Raw genomic sequence first — 17,339 nt, 5'->3', positions numbered from 1 at the left:
ATTATGTATTCATGTATGAATATATATTCAAAGCATTTAAAAAAATTTAGGATTTTTGCGATGCAACAGCAGCTTTATACTGCAATTTGTTCTGCATTTGGTCGATGATAACCGCGACAATAATCACAATACCTTTGATTACCATTTGCCAGAATTCACTCACACCCATCATAACCAAACCGTCTGCGAGAATACCGATAACAAACGCACCAATTAATGTCCCGCCAATCGTACCTCGCCCACCGGCAAGTGAAGTACCGCCTAAAACCACTGCTGCAATGGCATTCATTTCAAAAGCATTACCTGTCGCAGGGTGGCTGGCAACGAGTTGAGATGTGACAACAATGCCGGCAAGCGCTGCACACAAGCCTGAAATAACATAAACCCAAATTTTTACATTATTGACTTTGATACCGGATAATTCAGCAGCACGTTCGTTATCACCAATCGCATAAACATGACGGCCGAAGGGTAATTTTTTTGCTGTATAAGCGATAACCGCGGCAACGATAAACATCAGCCAAATAGAATAGGGTATGCCGAAAAAGCTACCAGCACCAATCACTTCAAAGCCTGTATTACCTAATTGTGGATTACCGGATAAACCAGGGAATGTTTCACCATTGGAAGTAAGCATGGCAGCGCCACGAATAATGTACATCGTGCCTAAAGTACAAATAAACGGGGCAACGTTATAGCGGGTAATAATCCAACCGTTCACCGCACCGATAGCACAACCAAGTAACAGAACTAATGGCACAACCACCCAAACACTTGGAAATATTGCAATACCGAACATCGGTAACACAATCCCTTGCGAAATCAAATATCCCGCTACCATTCCGCATAACCCTAGCGTTGCACCGATGGATAGATCAATGCCTGCGGTAATAATGACAAAGGTAATCCCTAGTGCAAGTAATGCATTGATAGATATATGTTTAATCATGATAATCACACTTGATGGATTTAAAAAACCGTCAACAGTGATTGTGAAAAAAGCTAAGATAACAAAAAGCGCAATGAATGTTCTCAGCTTCAAAATTAGTAACATTATGTTGCTGGATGACGTTGCTTTTGACATAACACACCTCATTAATCTTTATTATTGAAATCCTTTGGCGCTTGCCAGTACTAGGCTAGCTTCATCGGTTTCACTCCGTAATACATCTGCAGTTAATTTTCCGTTAGACATAACTAAAATTCGGTCGGAAACTGCCATAATTTCTTTTAAGTCTGAAGTAGAAAATAAGATACCGATACCTTCTTGAGATAATTTCACCATCATTTCAAATACATCAGCTTTTGCACCGATATCAATCCCTCGAGTTGGCTCATCTAACAGCAGTACTTTCGGTTCAGTTAATAAGGAGCGACCAATAACAACTTTTTGTTGATTACCCCCACTGAGTGCTTGAATTTCCACTTCCGGTGATGACACTTTGATGGAAAGCTCTTTGATCGTAGAGTTAATGGCTTGTTGTTCTTCCTCATCAGAAATCACTACACTTTTTTTCAGTCGTTTCCATAAACTCGACATGGTGAGATTATTGCCGACAGAAGTAACAGGAAATATGCCCGATCTTTTTCGATCTTCGGGGACTAAACCAATTCCCATTTTGATTCGGTTAGTGGTAGAGGTATTGCTGTTAATAATAATGCCGTTTAACGAAAACCGGCCGGCATATTCCGCTTTACCTAACAAACACTCAAATAATTCAGTACGGCCAGCCCCCATTAAACCGTAGATACCGACAATTTCGCCAGCCTTAAGGGAAAATGACACATCATTTACCACTTTATTTTCAGATTCATTGATACAAGTGATGTGTTCAGCCTCAAGGATTTTTGCTCCGAAAGTCCGATTTTCAGGTAAGAAATCCGTTATTGGATCACTTCCTAACATTTCTCGCACAATCCAAGGCACATCAATATCTTTTACTGCCGCTTCAGATTGAAATTTACCATCGCGTAAGATGGTGATATAAGTACCAATTTCCATCAATTCTTCAAGACGGTGCGAAATATAAATAATTGATACGCCCTGAGCAGTTAATTCACGAATCACATCAAACAAAATCTGTACTTCGGTTTTGCTTAATGCAGAGGTTGGTTCATCTAAAATTAAAATATCAATTTTTCCGGCTAATGCTTTCGCAATTTCAACTAACTGCTTTTGACCGACTTTTAAATTAGATACGATTTCATTGGGATCAATCTGTTGTTTTAAACGAGCGAGTAACTCTTTTGTTAAGTCATATTGTGTTTGCGTATTGATCGGTGATAATCCGGATTGAATTTCTCGACCAAGAAATATATTTTCAGATACCGTTAAATTTTCAGAAAGATTTAATTCTTGATGAACCATACCGATGCCATGTTCGGCAGCACTTCTCGTACTATCAATCACAATTTTTTTATTATTAATATAGAGCTTGCCTTCAGTGGGCTGCTGAACACCGGCAAGAATCTTCATCAATGTTGATTTACCGGCTCCGTTTTCCCCGATAATCACATTCACTGCGCCGCGATACACGTTATAGCTGACATTATCCAGTGCTTTGGTACCCGGAAATACCATTGAGATATTTTCAGCACGCATGATCACATCTTTATGTTCAATGGACATAATCGCTACCTCTCGTTAATCATTAACGGTACTGCATCTTGAATTTGACCGTTCTTAACCGTAAGTGCGGTCAAGATTTCGACATTTTTTCCTTGCCAAGTGCCATCTGGTTTTGTTATTCCGCCAATGGCTTTTTTATTCAGCTCTTTAGATAAGCGAGCAAATTGAATTTGATTTTTAAATTGGTCAAATCGAATTATTGAGTTGGCATCACGAATAGCATTACCGCGTACAATATTCCCCGCTTGAATCACAATAATTTGATCATCGACTTTTAAAGAAATATTTTGTTTATCATCAACTTGTTCTATAGTACCGACTAAATTAATGAAGTAACTTTGATCATTGGCTAAATTATCACTGAGTTTGGTCGTAGTATTTTGGGCTTCTTGGAATACATCATTCCAAATTTTATCCGCAATTGCTTTCGGTTCCATATTACTCAATGCTGCTTTTTCTTCTTCCGTCATCGGAATGATCGGTTTCCCCGCGCTGTCTAAATCAACCACTTCACAAGCAGATAATGCGGAAAGGGCAAAGACTAACAGAAAACCGGTTTTAAAATTTTTCCAATTCAACATATTTCGCTCCTTAATTGGGACATTTCCCGACAGAAATATCCCAATTTGTCACAACTCGGGATTATTTGCTAAGCGCAAAGTTATTTAATTTTTTCGCATTACTGCTATCAATTAAAATACAATCCATTAATTGTTTCTCATCTTTGCCAGTTGAACCGGTTCTGATGTAAGCATCGGCTTGAATAACAGCTTCTTGCGCTTGATCCCAAGCCGGTTGTAAAACTGTTGCTTTGATATTACCGTTTGCAATAATAGAATCACGAACATAGTTACTGCCATCAAATCCCACCACAATAACATCTGTACGGCCGGCCGCTTTCAATGCCGCTTCCGCACCGAGCGCCATGGTATCATTGCCGGAAATCACACCTTTAATATTCGGGTGAGCTTGTAATAAGGATTCCATACGAGTGAAGCCTTCAGTTTGGCTCCAGTTTGCGGTTTGTTGGGCCACCATTTTCATATTCGGATAATCATCAATAATATCGTGGAAACCTTGAGAACGAACGGAAGCATTGGTATCAGACTCACGACCTAATAACTCAACATAAAGCCCTTCCTCTCCCATTAACTCCACAAATTTTTGGCCTGCTAATTGGGCACCTTGATAGTTATTTGAAACAATTTGTGAAATGGCAACGCCTGTTTTATTAATTTCTCTATCAATTAAAAATGCAGGCACACCAGCAGCTTTAGCTTTTTCTAGCGCGCCAATCGTGACATCTGAACCTGCATTATCCAAGATGATCGCTTTTGCTTTACGGGCAACTGCTGTGGCAATCAGCTGATCTTGTTTATTTGGATCATCATCGTGTGAGGCGACGAGAGTGGTATAACCTAATTCCTCCGCTTTCTGCTTTGCGCCATCGGCCTCCGCTTTAAAGAAAGGGTTATCGTGTGAAGGGGTGATAATTGCAATTAACCCATTGTTTGCAAAAGCAAAACTGGATACAGCTAACGATAATGCAACTACAGTTGATTTTAAGAATTTACGCTTCATTTTGAACTCCTTGAATATTTATTCAATAGTGTTTATATATTCAAAGGTAATTTAAAATACAAAAAAACATCTGTCCAATAAAAGATCTTAAAAATTAGATATGGATCACAAAATTTAGAATGGCTGAAAATTTAGTCAATGTAGGAAAAAGAAAATAAACTTCTTGATTTGTTGATAAACTTGATGAAATAGGAGCATAGATAATACGCTCCTCAAGAAAATAGAATGGCATTTCTAGCGGTAGAAATGGTTTAGAATGCTAATATATTAAAATTACAGCAACAATTTGGCGGTTTCTCGATCAATCACGAGGACATTAATATATTGACCTATAAGTGCGGCTTTAATTGCGTGAATTTTTTCTCGTCCACCCGCTAATGCAACCACTCTAGGACATTTTTTAATTAACTCTAGCCCCATGCCAATAATAGGATCTTCTTGTTCTGATAATACTGGTTTACCTTGTTGATCAAAATAGTGTAAGCAAATATCACCTACAGCACCTTTTTGCGCAAGCACGTGTAGCATGTCTTTTTTATAATAAAGTCCGGAGTTCTTCAATAGCTCAGAAGGCTCTAGCATACCAATACCTACCAATGCTACATCAACTTGTTCAAACATATTAACAACTTGAGAAACTTCATTCATATCAAGTAGTTGTTCTTTATATTCTATATTTCCTATATTGCCATTGAGACTTTGAGAAGGTAGAAGATAAGCAGAACAATTTAACTTTTTGGCCAGTTCATAGGTTAATAAATTTGCTTGTACATTCCCGTTAACTCCCACACCACCTAATAATTGTACAACGCCTTTTGCTTTAACTTGAAATTGTGGCATATGATCTACCATGCGTTGAATGGTTCCACTCCAAGCAGAAACTCCTACCAGTTCATTTGATTGTAGAGCAACTTGTAAATAATATGCAGCAGTTGTGCCAATTGCTGTTTTTAAGCGGTCTTCATCGGTATCATCAACATCAATAACCATAACTAAATCTAGGTTAAATTTTTTTTGTAATTGTTGCTCTAGATCGAGATAAATACCTGCGGGAGGGATAATACTGATTTTAACAATACCTTCCGCAATACATTTAGTTAATGAGCGTGAAACAAAAGGTTGTGACAGATTTAAACGTTTCGCTATTTCAGACTGCTTTAAATTATCTTCATAGTATAAAGTCGCAATTTGCGCTAATAATCTCTTTTCATTAGTGAGAGTGAATGACATAGCCTGATTCCATAGTTTTTTATGATTTTTTATTCTAGTCTATCCAGTTCGCTTTGTGAACAATGTTTTCTTGTTCCTATAAAAAAGCACAGCTTGCACTGTGCTTAAGGATTTAATCTACACACTTAAAGATTATATTTTTTACGGTAGGTAATTAAATCTTCAATTGTCATAATTGCGTAGTTTTTTTCTTTTACGAATTCTACTAATTCTGGTGTTCTTGACATTGAACCGTCATCATTGGTTAATTCACAGATTACGCCTGCGGATTTATAACCGGCTAATTTAGCCAAATCAACGGCGGCTTCTGTGTGTCCGTTGCGGGCGAGTACGCCGCCATTTGCCGCTTTTAATGGAAAAATATGACCAGGTCTATGTAAATCGCTTGGTTTTGCGCCATCTTTAATTGCTGCGCGGATCGTTGTGACGCGATCTGTTGCGGATACGCCAGTAGATACGCCTTCAGCGGCTTCGATTGTGATGGTAAAAGCGGTTTTATTTACGCTAGTATTTTCTTGTACCATTGGAGGTAAATCTAATTGTTTACATAATTCTTCTGTAATACATAAACATACGATGCCACTACCATAACGAATGAGTACGGCCATTTGTTCTGGGGTAATGGTTTCTGCGGGGAAGATGAGATCGCCTTCATTTTCGCGATTTTCATCATCTAATACTAATACGCCGTTGCCTTGTTTAAAGGCTTCGATTGCGTTTTTTACACGGGTTTCGGCATCGCCGAATTGAGCAAGTAATGACTGATTCATTGTAAATTTCCTTTAAGTTATGCTTAATTTAATGAATCAGGGTTGATGGAAGGGTTATTTGTTGCAATATAGCAAATAACAAAAAGCAGATTTTAGGTATCCATTTCTAGACTATTTTGTTTTGTCGATGACGATTTTTGTTCTGATGAACTGAAAAACGACACGACAATATTAAGTAGATTCAGATAGTCTACACTTTAACGCTTAAAACCTGTTTTATTCTCTTTCATCCAGACTATACTGTCGGCTTTGGATTTTCACCAAATCTGCTTGTCATTAACCTAAGATAAATTTGTCTTAAGGTTAACCGCTCGTGGGCTTACGCGGATGCGTTTACCACCGGTTGGGAATTTCACCCCGCCCTGAGAATGCTCGGCCATTATAACGCTAAACTTTCTTGAACAACAACCCTAAAGTGCGGTGAGATTTTACAAAGTTTTTCGTTGGGATTGATTTGCTTATCTATCTATTTGCTCTACAATGAGGATTATTATTCAGAAATGGGGTATTTATGCTAAATCCAAACAAAATAGAGCAGATTATGCAACAAATTCAAAATGTGTTGCCACAGGGACTTAAATCATTAGGACAAGATGCAGAAGAGAAGGTGAAGCAGGTGTTGCAATCTCAACTTTCTAAGTTAGATTTAGTCACTCGTGAGGAGTTTGATGTGCAAACGCAAGTGCTTATGCGAACTCGTGAGAAATTAACGGCGTTAGAAAAACAAGTGGATGCATTGTTAATGCAACAAGAAGAAAAAAATTCAGGAATTTGACCGCACTTTTTTAATCTTTATGCACCATTAGGAAATCAATATGACAAATTTTTCTTATTTACAACAAAAGCGTAAGCAATTGAATTTGCGTGTCAGTGATGTTTGTGAACAAGCAAATGTCACACGAGCTTATTTTAATCAATTGGTCAGTGGCAAAATTAAAAATCCAAGTGCAGCAAAATTAAGTGCGTTGCATAAAGTATTGCAAATTCATGAGCAGGCAGATAAGAAAATAGGGGTCATTTTCGGGAAGTTTTATCCTGTGCATACGGGTCATATTAATATGATTTATGAAGCCTTTAGTAAGGTGGATGAAGTGCATGTTGTGGTGTGTACAGATTCTGAGCGAGATTTGAAGCTGTTCTATGATAGTAAGATGAAGCGTATGCCTACGCCTCAAGACCGTTTACGTTGGATGCAGCAAATTTTTAAATATCAAAAGAATCAAATTTTTATTCATCATTTAATTGAAGATGGTATTCCGAGCTATCCAAATGGCTGGCAGGGCTGGTCTGATCGGGTGAAAGCTTTGCTTGCGGAAAAAAATATTCAACCTAGTGTTGTGTTTAGTAGTGAGGTTCAGGATAAAGCCCCTTATGAAAAATATTTGAATCTTGATGTGGTACTTGTTGATCCTGAGCGACATTTTTTTAATGTGTCAGCGACAAAAATTCGTAATAATCCATTTCATTATTGGAAATTTATTCCTAAAGAAGTGCGGCCATTTTTTGCGAAAACTATTGCCATTTTGGGTGGGGAGAGTAGTGGTAAAAGTGTGTTGGTTAATAAACTTGCTACGGTGTTTAATACGACCTCTGCATGGGAATATGGGCGAGAATTTGTCTTTGAGAAGCTTGGGGGTGATGAACAGGCGATGCAATATTCCGATTATCCGCAGATGGCGCTAGGGCATCAACGATATATTGATTATGCGGTTCGTCATGCTCATAAAGTGGCTATCATTGATACGGATTTTATTACCACTCAGGCTTTTTGTATTCAATATGAAGGGAAGGCGCATCCGTTTTTAGATTCTATGATTAAGGAATACCCTTTTGATATTACAATTTTATTAAATAATAATACGAAGTGGGTTGATGATGGTTTGCGTAGTTTGGGTGATAATAAGCAGCGAATGCGTTTCCAACAATTACTCAAAAAATTATTAGATAAGTATAAAGTGCCTTATATTGAGATTGAATCGCCAAGCTATTTAGAACGCTATAATCAAGCAAAAGCTATCGTGGAAAAAGTGTTGAACGATGAGGAAATTGAAAGTTATTTCTCTGATAATCAATCCAGTATAGGAAGCGAGGAGTAATATGCTTTTATTTGCAGGGGATCCACATGGTGATTTTGAACATCTTTATCCGTTTTTAAAAAATGGTGAAGATATTTCTCTGATTATTTTAGGTGATCTGCAATTAACTTCGCCCAATGAGCTTGAGCAGCTTGCAATATGGAGTGATCTTTGGTTTATTCATGGCAATCATGATAGTAAAACGGTTGCTGCTTTTGAAAGCTTATGGGGATCCCAGTGGAAAACGCGCAATTTACATAATCAAGTTGTGAGTATTCAAGGGAGGCGCGTTGCTGGATTAGGTGGGGTATTTCGCGGGCAAGTTTGGATGCCGCCGAATAAGCCACTGTTTTTTGATCCGATTCATTATTGCCAGTATTGCTCTGCGGATAATTTGTGGCGTGGAGGTATACCATTACGTCATAGAACGTCTATTTTTCCATCAGACATTGAAATATTAGAAACGGAATCTGCGGATATTCTTATTTGTCATGAAGCCCCTAAACCTCATCCTTCGGGGTTTGAGGTGATTAATGAGCTTGCAAGAAAAATGGGGGTTAAGCAACTTTATCATGGGCATCACCATGAAAACTTTGATTATCGTCATTTGCATAATGAAGCATATCAGATTATCAATGTGGGGTTTCGTAGTGTATGTGATGAACAAGGTAATTATCTTTATATCGGGATAGATGATAGGTAGGGTTCTTGATGGCTCCCCTGATTTTAGGCAGGGGAGAGGAGAGGTTATAGATAAGTTGTTAATACATTGGCAATGCCGTCTTCGTTATTACTGAGGGTAATAATTTTGGCGGTTTTTTTAGCTTCTTCTTCAGCATTCCCCATCGCGACACCAAGTCCAACAGCTTTTAACATGCTAATATCATTATGATTATCACCAAAAGCAATCACGTCTTCTGGGCTGACACCCCATTGATTTAAGAGTTCTAATAAACGTTTACCTTTGGTATTGCCATTATTGGAGATATCAACTCGATCGATCCATGACCATTCACAGCTAAATTCTTCAGGTGAAAGCTCGCTAACGGCTTGATTCATGGTGTCTTTATCTGGATGGCTGATAACGAATTTCCAGATGGTTTCTTGTCCTTTTAATAGTTCATGGAAATTATGTACTTCTCTGATTTGAGGGCGAACGTGTTCAGGGCAACTTTGGACCCATTGGGCAAATTTTTGCATATGTGCATTGAGAGAGGAATAATTCATATGATCGCGTGAATACATCAGCAGATGTAAACCATATTTTTCAGCCACTTCAATAATTTTATAGGCTTGTTCAGCGCTCAGAGGATTGGCTAATGGTGTGGTATCATTTTGCACATCATAAAGATAAGTACCGTTACAACAAATGATAGGGGTATCTAAGTTAAGTTCGTAGTGGTAGGGTTTTGCTGCGGTATGGTGGCGACCGGTGACAAAAACAATTTTAAGGCCTTGTTTGATGGCTTCTGCAATGGCTTGTTTGCTAGATGCTAAAATTTGTCCTTGACTGTTTAGTAGGGTGCCATCAAGATCGAAAGCAATCACTTTATATGTCATAAAATCCTCTTCATTGATTAAAAAATAATAGGATTTAGTATAAGGTTTTTAAGACTAAAATGAAAATAAAATGTCGATTGTGCTTTTGGGTTTCGTGACGGAATATGCACATTGAGAGAGGGCGTAGAGTATACGCCCGAATTTTTCGAAGTTGTTCACAATTTGAATTATTGCAAACCTTTATTACTCATTTGGGAATAAGAAAGGATTGATTGCGCTACGAGAGAGATCTTTAGCTTCCATTTCTGCATCTAAAAAGAGACTTGCGAGATCATCAGCAACCGCTTCTACATGAGGATCACGTTCCTGATATAAGATTTTCACATAGCTGCCGCAGCTGCCACAACTTTCTGCTTTTACTGGTGCGAGTTCTTGATCCAATGACCAGTAGTTTAAATCACGGCTTTCGCCACAATTACTACATTTGCTACGCACTAAATTCCATTCACTTTCGCATAAGGAGCAGTGTAAATAGCGTAATCCTTGTGATGTGCCGAAATGCACAACGCTAGAGGTTGGTGCAGAGCGACAAACAGGACACATATGCAGATCATCGCCGGTTTCAGCATTTGCGTTATGTGGAATTTGTTGTGCTAATTGTACCCAATATAATGAAAGGGCAGCCCAAATAAAGATTGCGCGATCGGCAGGTACTTGCGAATAGTTTGCTGCAAGTAGGTTGTCTGCTAATGTTTCGAGTTCACTATGGCTTGCTTTTTCTAGCCATTCAATCGCTTCAAATGCTTTAGGATTATCTTGTGTGTTTTTGATCTCGGCTAAAAGTGCGGTCAAAAATTCACGCCAAATTGGTGAGCGTTTCCACGTTTTATAATCTAAAGGATATTCTGATGGAAGATTATCTTTTGAGATAGTATCTTTGGCTAAGGGCTGAGTTTCTAGCACTTTAAGTTGTGCATCAACTAGCGTTGAAGCAAATAAAAGATAATCTGCAAAAGGGCTGGTTTCTGCTAATTTTTTTAAACGTTCAGCGCGACGTTGATATAGGTTTTTGGGATTCGCAAAAAGTAACGGGGGGGTATAAAACTCCCCCGCTTTTTTTACGATTTCACCTTCAGGTAAAATACGAATACTCATTAGTGATGTTTTTCCTTTTCAGCTTCTTCAGCAATCACTTCTTTTTTCAAGTCAGGTAAAACTTCCTCACGGAACCAACGAGGGTGATGTTTTTTCGCCCAACGCACGGTTACCCAACCTTCAACCATACCTCGAATAGAACCTTTTACCCAGAATGCCATATAAATATGTACCATAATACCGGTAAATAATAGGAAAGCACTCACTGAGTGTAATAAGATTGCAATTCGAATTACTGGAATTGGGAAATTATGGGAGAAATACTGACGCCACATAATAATACCAGTAATCAGTAGGGTGAACATCGCAAGGATTAATGTCCAGAACAAGAGTTTTTGTCCAAGATTATATTTACCATTGTCCGCAACGGCATGTTCATTTCCTTTGAGGACTTCCTTGATATTTTTTAACCAAACCCAGTCATTTTTGTCTGGAATGTTATGTTTCCAATAAATTAAGCTGAGGTTGATAAATGCGACGAACATGACCAATCCTGTAAACGGATGAACAAAACGCGCAATTTGTGGCGTACCAAGAATTTCGGTAAGCCAAGCAAAATCAGGGAAGAAAAATGCTAAGCCAGATAGACCCGTCATGAAAAAGCAGATGACTAATAGCCAGTGACTTAAACGTGCAGGCACTTTGTGGCGTACGATTTTACGATCGTTGCTGATCTTGATCTTACTCATGTTTGCCTCCGTTTGTTGGCTCATCAATGTCATAATATTCATCATTTGGATCTTCGTGAGGCAACTCTTCTGTATTTGGACCAATGCCAACATAGTGGGCAACTTCGCTGAGGAGTAAGCCACCCATTGCAACTGCGGCAACTGGTTTTAATACGTCTTTCCAAAGAGTTACGCTGACATCAATCTTCGGATCTTTTGGTAAGCCTGAATAGAGTTCTGGCTTGTCGGCATGATGTAACACGTAGATAACGTGTGTCCCGCCAACACCTTCAGGATCGTAGATACCCGCATTTTCATAACCACGCGTTTTAAGCTCAGCGACACGTTCTTCACCATACTTAAGCATTTCTTCTTTGCTACCAAAACGGATTGCGCCTGTTGGACAGGTTTTCACACAAGCCGGTTCTTGACCAACGGTAACGCGGTCAACACAAAGAGTACATTTATAAACACGGTTATCTTCCGGATTCATACGCGGAATATTGAACGGACAACCCGCAATACAGTAACCACAGCCAATACATTTGTCTGATTGGAAGTCTACAATACCGTTTGCATATTGAATAATCGCACCTGGCGCTGGACAGGCTTTTAAACAACCCGGTTCAGTACAGTGCATACAACCGTCTTTACGGATTAACCATTCTAAACGATCATTTTCTTCCACTTCGTTGAATTTCATGACTGTCCATGCTTTTGCATTTAAGTCGCGTGGGTTGTCATAAACCCCCACGCAAGTTTCAGGCTCAGCACGAATATCATTCCATTCAGAACAACCAACTTGGCAGCCTTTACAGCCGATACAAGTTGTGACATCAATTAGCTTTGTGACTTCAATTTGGTAATCGCGTGCATGTGGTGCAGGCGTCAATGATGAAGTCGCAGAGGCTTTAATGATGTTTTGAGATTGAACACTTCCCATAATTATGCCCCCACTTTCTCAATATTGACTAACATACATTTCGATTCTGGTGTTTGTGTATTCGCATCACCGGCACGAACACATAAGTTGTTGGCAAAGTAACCTTTTTTGTCAACACCTGTAATTCCCCAGTGAATTGGTACACCAATAGTATGGACTGTTTTACCATCAACCTGTAATGCGCGAATACGTTTTGTTACCACTGCAACGGCTTTTACAAAGCCACGTTTCGAACTTACTTTTACATAATCTCCGTTTTTGATGCCTTTTTCTGCAGCGAGGGCATCACCTACTTCGACGAATTGTTCAGGTTGTGCGATTACGTTGAGCAAGGAATTTTTTGTCCAGTAATGGAAATGCTCTGTCAAACGATAAGTGGTTGCAACATAAGGGAATTCCTCTGATGTACCTAAATCTGCTTTATCGCTTGGTAAAATACGCGCCACTGGGTTTTGTATCACATTTGGATGCAGTGGGTTCGTATTAATTGGCGTTTCCATTGGCTCATAATGTTCTGGGAATGGACCGTCAACCATGCGTGCACGCACGAATAAACATCCGGTTCCTTCCGGCTGCATAATGAATGGTAATGTTGGGCTATTTGGTGGAGCTGTGCCAAAATCTGCAATATCGACATAGTTCCAGTTTTTGCCGTTCCATTTCACTAATTGACGTTTTGGATTCCATGGATTACCCGCTAAGTCAGCAGAAGCACGGTTATAAAGCACACGACGGTTCATTGGCCATGCGAATGCCCAACCTAAGGTATTACCAAGACCAGATGGATCTGAGTTGTCACGGTTTACCATTTGGTTACCTTTTTGTGTCCATTGACCCGCATAAATCCAACATGCGCCAGAAGTTGTACCATCATCACGCATTTGACCAAAGCCAGATAATAATTCACCTTTTTTCAAGACAACATTGCCATTCGCATCAACTAAGTCTTCTAATGCATAGCCATTGTTTTCTTTGGCGATTTCCTCTGCTTTTGGCTCAAGCGGATTAACGTAGTTCCAATTCATTGCTTTAAGTTGTTCAAGCAAAATTGGTTTTGCATTCGCATCATTTTCATATAAATGAATAAGCTCAGCACGAATTTCCGATAAAATATCGACGTCAGGTTTCGCTTCTCCAGGCGCATCAGCCGCTTTCCAGTGCCATTGTAACCAACGGCCAGAGTTAGCGATAGAGCCTTCTTCTTCGGCGAAACAAGTGGTTGGCAAACGGAAAACTTCTGTTTGAATATCTTCAGGTTTAACGTCATTATGATCACCAAAGTTTTGCCAGAATACTGATGTATCTGTAATCAATGGATCAAAAATCACTAAGTATTTTAATCGGCTTAATGCTTTGACGATTTTTCCTGAGTTCGGCCATGAAGCAACAGGGTTCATACCTTGACAGAAGAAACCATTGACTTTCCCGTCATACATTGCTTCAAGGAAACGGAATTTGTCAAATCCGCCTGTCGGCAATTTTGGTAAATAATCGTAACCGAAATCATTACCCGCATTGGCTTTATCTGTAAAGAAAGATTTCAGCATGCTGACCATGAATTTAGGTGTATTTTGCCAATAGTTTGTTTGATTTTGTAACAAGGTTTTTGGCGTAATACGATTTAGGAATCCATCTAGGTTTACATCCGTTTCTGTTGGTAATGGGATATAAGATGGCAACATATGTGGGAATAAACCCAAATCGGTAATACCTTGTACGTTTGAGTGACCACGTAATGCATTAACACCACCACCAGATACACCAATATTCCCTAACAATAATTGAATCATTGCCATTGAGCGAATATTTTGTGATCCCACTGTGTGTTGAGTCCAACCTAACGCATACATAAAGGTCGCTGCTTTATCTGGTGCAGCTGTCTTAGCAATTTCTTCACAGAATTTTAGGTGGTCTTTTTGTGGTGTTCCTGTGATACGTTCAACCATTTCTGGGGTGTAGCGTGCCACATGTGCTTTCAGTAAATTGATAACACAGCGTGGGTCTTGCATAGTCATATCACGTTTTGCAAATCCTTCTTCATCCACTTGATATGCCCAAGTAGAACGATCATATTTGCGTGTCGCTTCATCATACCCTGTGAACAATCCTTCGTTGAAATCAAAATCTTCATTCACTAAGAACGTTGCATTCGTATAATGTTTGACATATTCATGTTGAATTTTGTCATTATCTAATAGGTATTTGATCACGCCTAATAGGAATGCAATATCCGAACCTGGTCGAATAGGCATATAGATATCAGCCACTGCAGCTGAGCGGTTAAAACGTGGATCCACTACCATTAATTTAGCATTATTGCGAGTTTTAGCTTCCATTGCCCAACGGAAACCTACAGGGTGAGCTTCGGCTGCATTCCCCCCCATAATAATGACTAAATCGGAATTTTTAATATCAACCCAATGATTGGTCATCGCACCGCGACCAAATGTTGGAGCAAGACTTGCTACCGTTGGTCCGTGTCAGATAGTCGCTTGGTTGTCGGTATAAATCATACCGAGTGAGCGAACCCATTTTTGAGTAATTAATCCCGTTTCATTACTACAAGCAGAACCTGCAAGGAAACCTGCGGTCATCCAGCGGTTTACGGTTGTGCCTGCTTCATTTTTTTCAATGAAATTGGCATCACGGTCTGCTTTAATATGTTTTGCAATACGTTCAACCGCTTCATGCCATGAAATACGTTTCCATTCCTTAGAGCCTGGTTCACGCACTTCTGGATATTGAACACGGCGTGGGCTGTTAACATAATCTAGTGCGCCAGCACCTTTAGGACAAAGTGCGCCACGGCTTACTGGATGATCTGGGTCGCCCTCGATGTGGAATAACTTTCTTTTTACATTTTTTGCGCCAGAACCAATGCTATACATTAGCATGCCGCAACCTACTGCACAGTAAGTACACGTTTGACGCACTTCTGTGGTGTGCAATAATTTGTATTCACGAGGTGCTGCTAATGCGGCTGTTGGCGCTAAGCCTAAAACAGCAGCAGATGTCCCCGCCATACCACCTGCACAGATCTTGAAGAACTTCCTTCTAGTGACCTGCATAGATACTCCTTAACATTGAGTAGAATTGTTAGGTTAATAAAATTGAGAGTCGATATAGTGTGATATATCTCATTAGTATCATGGATTACTACAAAATAACACACTAAAAATCATTTTGTAGAATACCTACTTATTATACAATAATCTATAACTATTCATATTTAATTAAGGGAATTAATTTGACTTGGATCACAAAAAATAAAATTATTTTTTTCAAAAATTTAACAAAAATGGTACAAAATGATAATGATTTTTCTTTATCTGATTCCCCTTTGCAATATGAAGAAAGAGAAGAGAATTTGGCTGCAGAAGTTCCGGTGGCGTTAATTTATAATGGTATCGCACATACTGTTATGATGTGTTCTCCTCAGGATTTGGAGGATTTTGCTATGGGGTTCTCTTTGGCAGAAGGGATCATTGATAGCCCCTCAGATATTTATGGTATTGATGTAGAAGTAGTTTGTAACGGGATAGAAGTTCAGATTGAAATGTCCAGCCGCACTTTTGCTCGTCTGAAGGAGTATCGTCGGAGTATGGCTGGACGGACGGGATGTGGAATTTGTGGTACCGAGCAGCTTGAACAAGTGACAAAAAAATTACCTATTTTAGACCGCACTTTACAATTTGATTTAACGCAGTTAGATGGTTGTTTAGATAAATTAAACGATGCGCAGCGTTTGGGAAAACAAACCGGATCTACACATGCGGCCGCTTTTTTTGATCCTAAAGGGCAGTTATTAGCCATTCGTGAAGATGTTGGGCGACATGTTGCATTAGATAAATTGCTAGGTTGGCATGCGCTAAATAATAAACCTAAGGGATTTGTGGCGGTCACGAGTCGAGCGAGTTATGAAATGGTACAAAAAACAGTGGCCTGTGGAATAGAGATGCTCGCTGCGATTTCTGCTGGCACGGATCTTGCTGTTCGTATGGCGGAACAAAGCCAGTTAACCTTAATTGGTTTTGCTCGACCAGGCAGAGCAACGATATATAGCGGAAAAGAGCGGTTGGTTTTTGCATAAATCCCCCATAAAATCACCGCACTTTGCTTTATTTTAAGCGAAAGTGCGGTATGTTTTAATTATTTTTTCGGTAATCCTGTGTTTACATCAAGCCCCGCTTGGTCGGCCAGTTTTTGCATTAATTCTTTGCTTGGCTTTGGTGGAGAAGCCCCTTCATACCAACGTTGAAAGGCGATTTTACCGTCCCAAGCCGGCAGTTTAGCCGGCGGAAGGGGAACGATTTCGTCTAAGTCTGGGACTTTGGGGTTGAGGTAGTCGTGATCGGCGAGATAGCGTGCGATCATTTGATAGCGAATACCTCGTTCAGGATCGGGGGATAATGCTAAATAATCAACTTTATTATTTTTATCTATTTTTGATTTAAACGGCCGCATTAACTTTCTAGCAGAAAGCGCATTTCCATTTTTAGTACCTTGATGAAAACTGTTAACGGCTTCATTATATTTTTCCTCAAACTTATATTGGCTCCCCAACACTGCAGACGCTTGGCCAAAGCCTTGTATAGAGGCACAATGTAATAGTTTTTTATAGAGTTCTATTCTAAGTGTAAATGTTTCATCATCATCCAGGCTAGACAGTATCATAGCTAATTCATACTGTGCTTCTCTACTGCCTAAATCGGCAGCTTTTCTTAAATAAGCAAACCGTCCACCTTTTTCGGTTTTGACACCGTATCCATTAGTTAAATAATCGTATAA

Annotated in this window: 16 protein-coding genes and 1 riboswitch; of the genes, 4 read left to right on the top strand and 12 right to left on the bottom strand. The window is 39.4% G+C overall.

What is annotated here, in order from left to right; translation table 11 throughout:
• Positions 1-46: 46 nt before the first annotated feature.
• The 6 genes from CVP05_RS06285 to ribB form a co-directional block, all read right to left on the bottom strand.
• Entirely contained in the window at positions 47-949 is a 903-nt protein-coding gene (locus CVP05_RS06285; protein WP_243389214.1) for an ABC transporter permease, read from the bottom strand.
• 156 nt (positions 950-1,105) lie between these two features.
• Positions 1,106-2,629 (bottom strand): sugar ABC transporter ATP-binding protein, encoded by a 1,524-nt coding sequence (locus CVP05_RS06280; protein ID WP_100288726.1) that lies wholly within the window; start codon positions 2,627-2,629, stop codon positions 1,106-1,108.
• Between the two features lie 5 nt (positions 2,630-2,634).
• A complete protein-coding gene (locus CVP05_RS06275; protein WP_100288725.1) occupies positions 2,635-3,210 on the bottom strand; it encodes a DUF2291 family protein in 576 nt (191 codons plus the stop codon).
• A 61-nt stretch (positions 3,211-3,271) separates the two neighbouring features.
• Positions 3,272-4,210: a D-ribose ABC transporter substrate-binding protein gene (locus tag CVP05_RS06270; protein ID WP_165773130.1), complete on the bottom strand. Its 939-nt coding sequence runs from the start codon at positions 4,208-4,210 to the stop codon at positions 3,272-3,274.
• A 273-nt stretch (positions 4,211-4,483) separates the two neighbouring features.
• The gene (locus CVP05_RS06265; RefSeq protein WP_100288723.1) at positions 4,484-5,440 is read right to left on the bottom strand and encodes a sugar-binding transcriptional regulator; all 957 of its coding nucleotides are present in this window, start codon (positions 5,438-5,440) and stop codon (positions 4,484-4,486) included.
• A gap of 125 nt (positions 5,441-5,565) precedes the next feature.
• Positions 5,566-6,210 (bottom strand): 3,4-dihydroxy-2-butanone-4-phosphate synthase, encoded by a 645-nt coding sequence (gene ribB / locus CVP05_RS06260; RefSeq protein WP_100288722.1) that lies wholly within the window; start codon positions 6,208-6,210, stop codon positions 5,566-5,568.
• Positions 6,211-6,424: 214 nt separating this feature from the next.
• Positions 6,425-6,584, bottom strand: a riboswitch (FMN riboswitch).
• A gap of 137 nt (positions 6,585-6,721) precedes the next feature.
• On the opposite strand from ribB, the gene ubiK reads away from it, so the two are divergent.
• The 3 genes from ubiK to CVP05_RS06245 are packed head-to-tail and all read left to right on the top strand — an operon-like array spanning position 6,722 to position 8,988.
• Complete coding sequence (gene ubiK / locus CVP05_RS06255) at positions 6,722-6,985, top strand: ubiquinone biosynthesis accessory factor UbiK (RefSeq protein ID WP_100288721.1); 264 nt, start codon at positions 6,722-6,724, stop codon at positions 6,983-6,985.
• A 40-nt stretch (positions 6,986-7,025) separates the two neighbouring features.
• The gene (gene nadR, locus CVP05_RS06250; protein ID WP_100288720.1) at positions 7,026-8,306 is read left to right on the top strand and encodes a multifunctional transcriptional regulator/nicotinamide-nucleotide adenylyltransferase/ribosylnicotinamide kinase NadR; all 1,281 of its coding nucleotides are present in this window, start codon (positions 7,026-7,028) and stop codon (positions 8,304-8,306) included.
• A gap of 1 nt (position 8,307) precedes the next feature.
• Positions 8,308-8,988 carry a metallophosphoesterase family protein gene (locus CVP05_RS06245; RefSeq protein WP_100288719.1) on the top strand — a complete coding sequence of 227 codons (681 nt, stop codon included), beginning with the start codon at positions 8,308-8,310 and terminating at the stop codon, positions 8,986-8,988.
• 44 nt (positions 8,989-9,032) lie between these two features.
• On the opposite strand, the gene CVP05_RS06240 is transcribed toward CVP05_RS06245, so the two are convergent.
• From CVP05_RS06240 to fdnG, 5 genes are all read right to left on the bottom strand, one after another.
• Positions 9,033-9,845: a pyridoxal phosphatase gene (locus tag CVP05_RS06240; RefSeq protein WP_100288718.1), complete on the bottom strand. Its 813-nt coding sequence runs from the start codon at positions 9,843-9,845 to the stop codon at positions 9,033-9,035.
• A gap of 183 nt (positions 9,846-10,028) precedes the next feature.
• The gene (fdhE, locus tag CVP05_RS06235) at positions 10,029-10,940 is read right to left on the bottom strand and encodes a formate dehydrogenase accessory protein FdhE (protein ID WP_100288717.1); all 912 of its coding nucleotides are present in this window, start codon (positions 10,938-10,940) and stop codon (positions 10,029-10,031) included.
• A complete protein-coding gene (locus CVP05_RS06230) occupies positions 10,940-11,629 on the bottom strand; it encodes a formate dehydrogenase subunit gamma (protein WP_100288716.1) in 690 nt (229 codons plus the stop codon). Before CVP05_RS06230 ends, fdhE begins: the two co-directional genes overlap by 1 nt.
• Positions 11,622-12,551, bottom strand: a complete 930-nt coding sequence (gene fdxH, locus CVP05_RS06225) for a formate dehydrogenase subunit beta (protein WP_100288715.1) — start codon at positions 12,549-12,551, stop codon at positions 11,622-11,624. Before fdxH ends, CVP05_RS06230 begins: the two co-directional genes overlap by 8 nt.
• Positions 12,552-12,553: 2 nt before the next feature.
• Positions 12,554-15,619, bottom strand: coding sequence for a formate dehydrogenase-N subunit alpha (gene fdnG / locus CVP05_RS06220; RefSeq protein WP_165773129.1), 3,066 nt, complete (start codon positions 15,617-15,619; stop codon positions 12,554-12,556).
• Between the two features lie 179 nt (positions 15,620-15,798).
• On the opposite strand from fdnG, the gene fdhD reads away from it, so the two are divergent.
• Positions 15,799-16,641, top strand: coding sequence for a formate dehydrogenase accessory sulfurtransferase FdhD (gene fdhD, locus CVP05_RS06210; protein WP_100288712.1), 843 nt, complete (start codon positions 15,799-15,801; stop codon positions 16,639-16,641).
• A gap of 59 nt (positions 16,642-16,700) precedes the next feature.
• Here the strand turns inward: fdhD and CVP05_RS12625 are convergent.
• Positions 16,701-17,339: DUF6396 domain-containing protein (locus tag CVP05_RS12625; RefSeq protein WP_243389213.1), on the bottom strand; the 639-nt coding region annotated here is incomplete at its 5' end.

Source organism: Conservatibacter flavescens, from assembly GCF_002795425.1.
Lineage (GTDB): Bacteria > Pseudomonadota > Gammaproteobacteria > Enterobacterales > Pasteurellaceae > Conservatibacter > Conservatibacter flavescens.
This window is presented reverse-complemented; position numbering and strand designations above follow the sequence as displayed.

Bases quoted from the DNA above. Each gene is read 5' to 3' on its own strand.
- CVP05_RS06285 (WP_243389214.1), bottom strand. From the start codon at position 949: ATGATTAAACATATATCTATCAATGCATTACTTGCACTAGGGATTACC.
- CVP05_RS06280 (WP_100288726.1), bottom strand. From the start codon at position 2,629: ATGTCCATTGAACATAAAGATGTGATCATGCGTGCTGAAAATATCTCA.
- CVP05_RS06275 (WP_100288725.1), bottom strand. From the start codon at position 3,210: ATGTTGAATTGGAAAAATTTTAAAACCGGTTTTCTGTTAGTCTTTGCC.
- CVP05_RS06270 (WP_165773130.1), bottom strand. From the start codon at position 4,210: ATGAAGCGTAAATTCTTAAAATCAACTGTAGTTGCATTATCGTTAGCT.
- CVP05_RS06265 (WP_100288723.1), bottom strand. From the start codon at position 5,440: ATGTCATTCACTCTCACTAATGAAAAGAGATTATTAGCGCAAATTGCG.
- ribB (WP_100288722.1), bottom strand. From the start codon at position 6,210: ATGAATCAGTCATTACTTGCTCAATTCGGCGATGCCGAAACCCGTGTA.
- ubiK (WP_100288721.1), top strand. From the start codon at position 6,722: ATGCTAAATCCAAACAAAATAGAGCAGATTATGCAACAAATTCAAAAT.
- nadR (WP_100288720.1), top strand. From the start codon at position 7,026: ATGACAAATTTTTCTTATTTACAACAAAAGCGTAAGCAATTGAATTTG.
- CVP05_RS06245 (WP_100288719.1), top strand. From the start codon at position 8,308: ATGCTTTTATTTGCAGGGGATCCACATGGTGATTTTGAACATCTTTAT.
- CVP05_RS06240 (WP_100288718.1), bottom strand. From the start codon at position 9,845: ATGACATATAAAGTGATTGCTTTCGATCTTGATGGCACCCTACTAAAC.
- fdhE (WP_100288717.1), bottom strand. From the start codon at position 10,940: ATGAGTATTCGTATTTTACCTGAAGGTGAAATCGTAAAAAAAGCGGGG.
- CVP05_RS06230 (WP_100288716.1), bottom strand. From the start codon at position 11,629: ATGAGTAAGATCAAGATCAGCAACGATCGTAAAATCGTACGCCACAAA.
- fdxH (WP_100288715.1), bottom strand. From the start codon at position 12,551: ATGGGAAGTGTTCAATCTCAAAACATCATTAAAGCCTCTGCGACTTCA.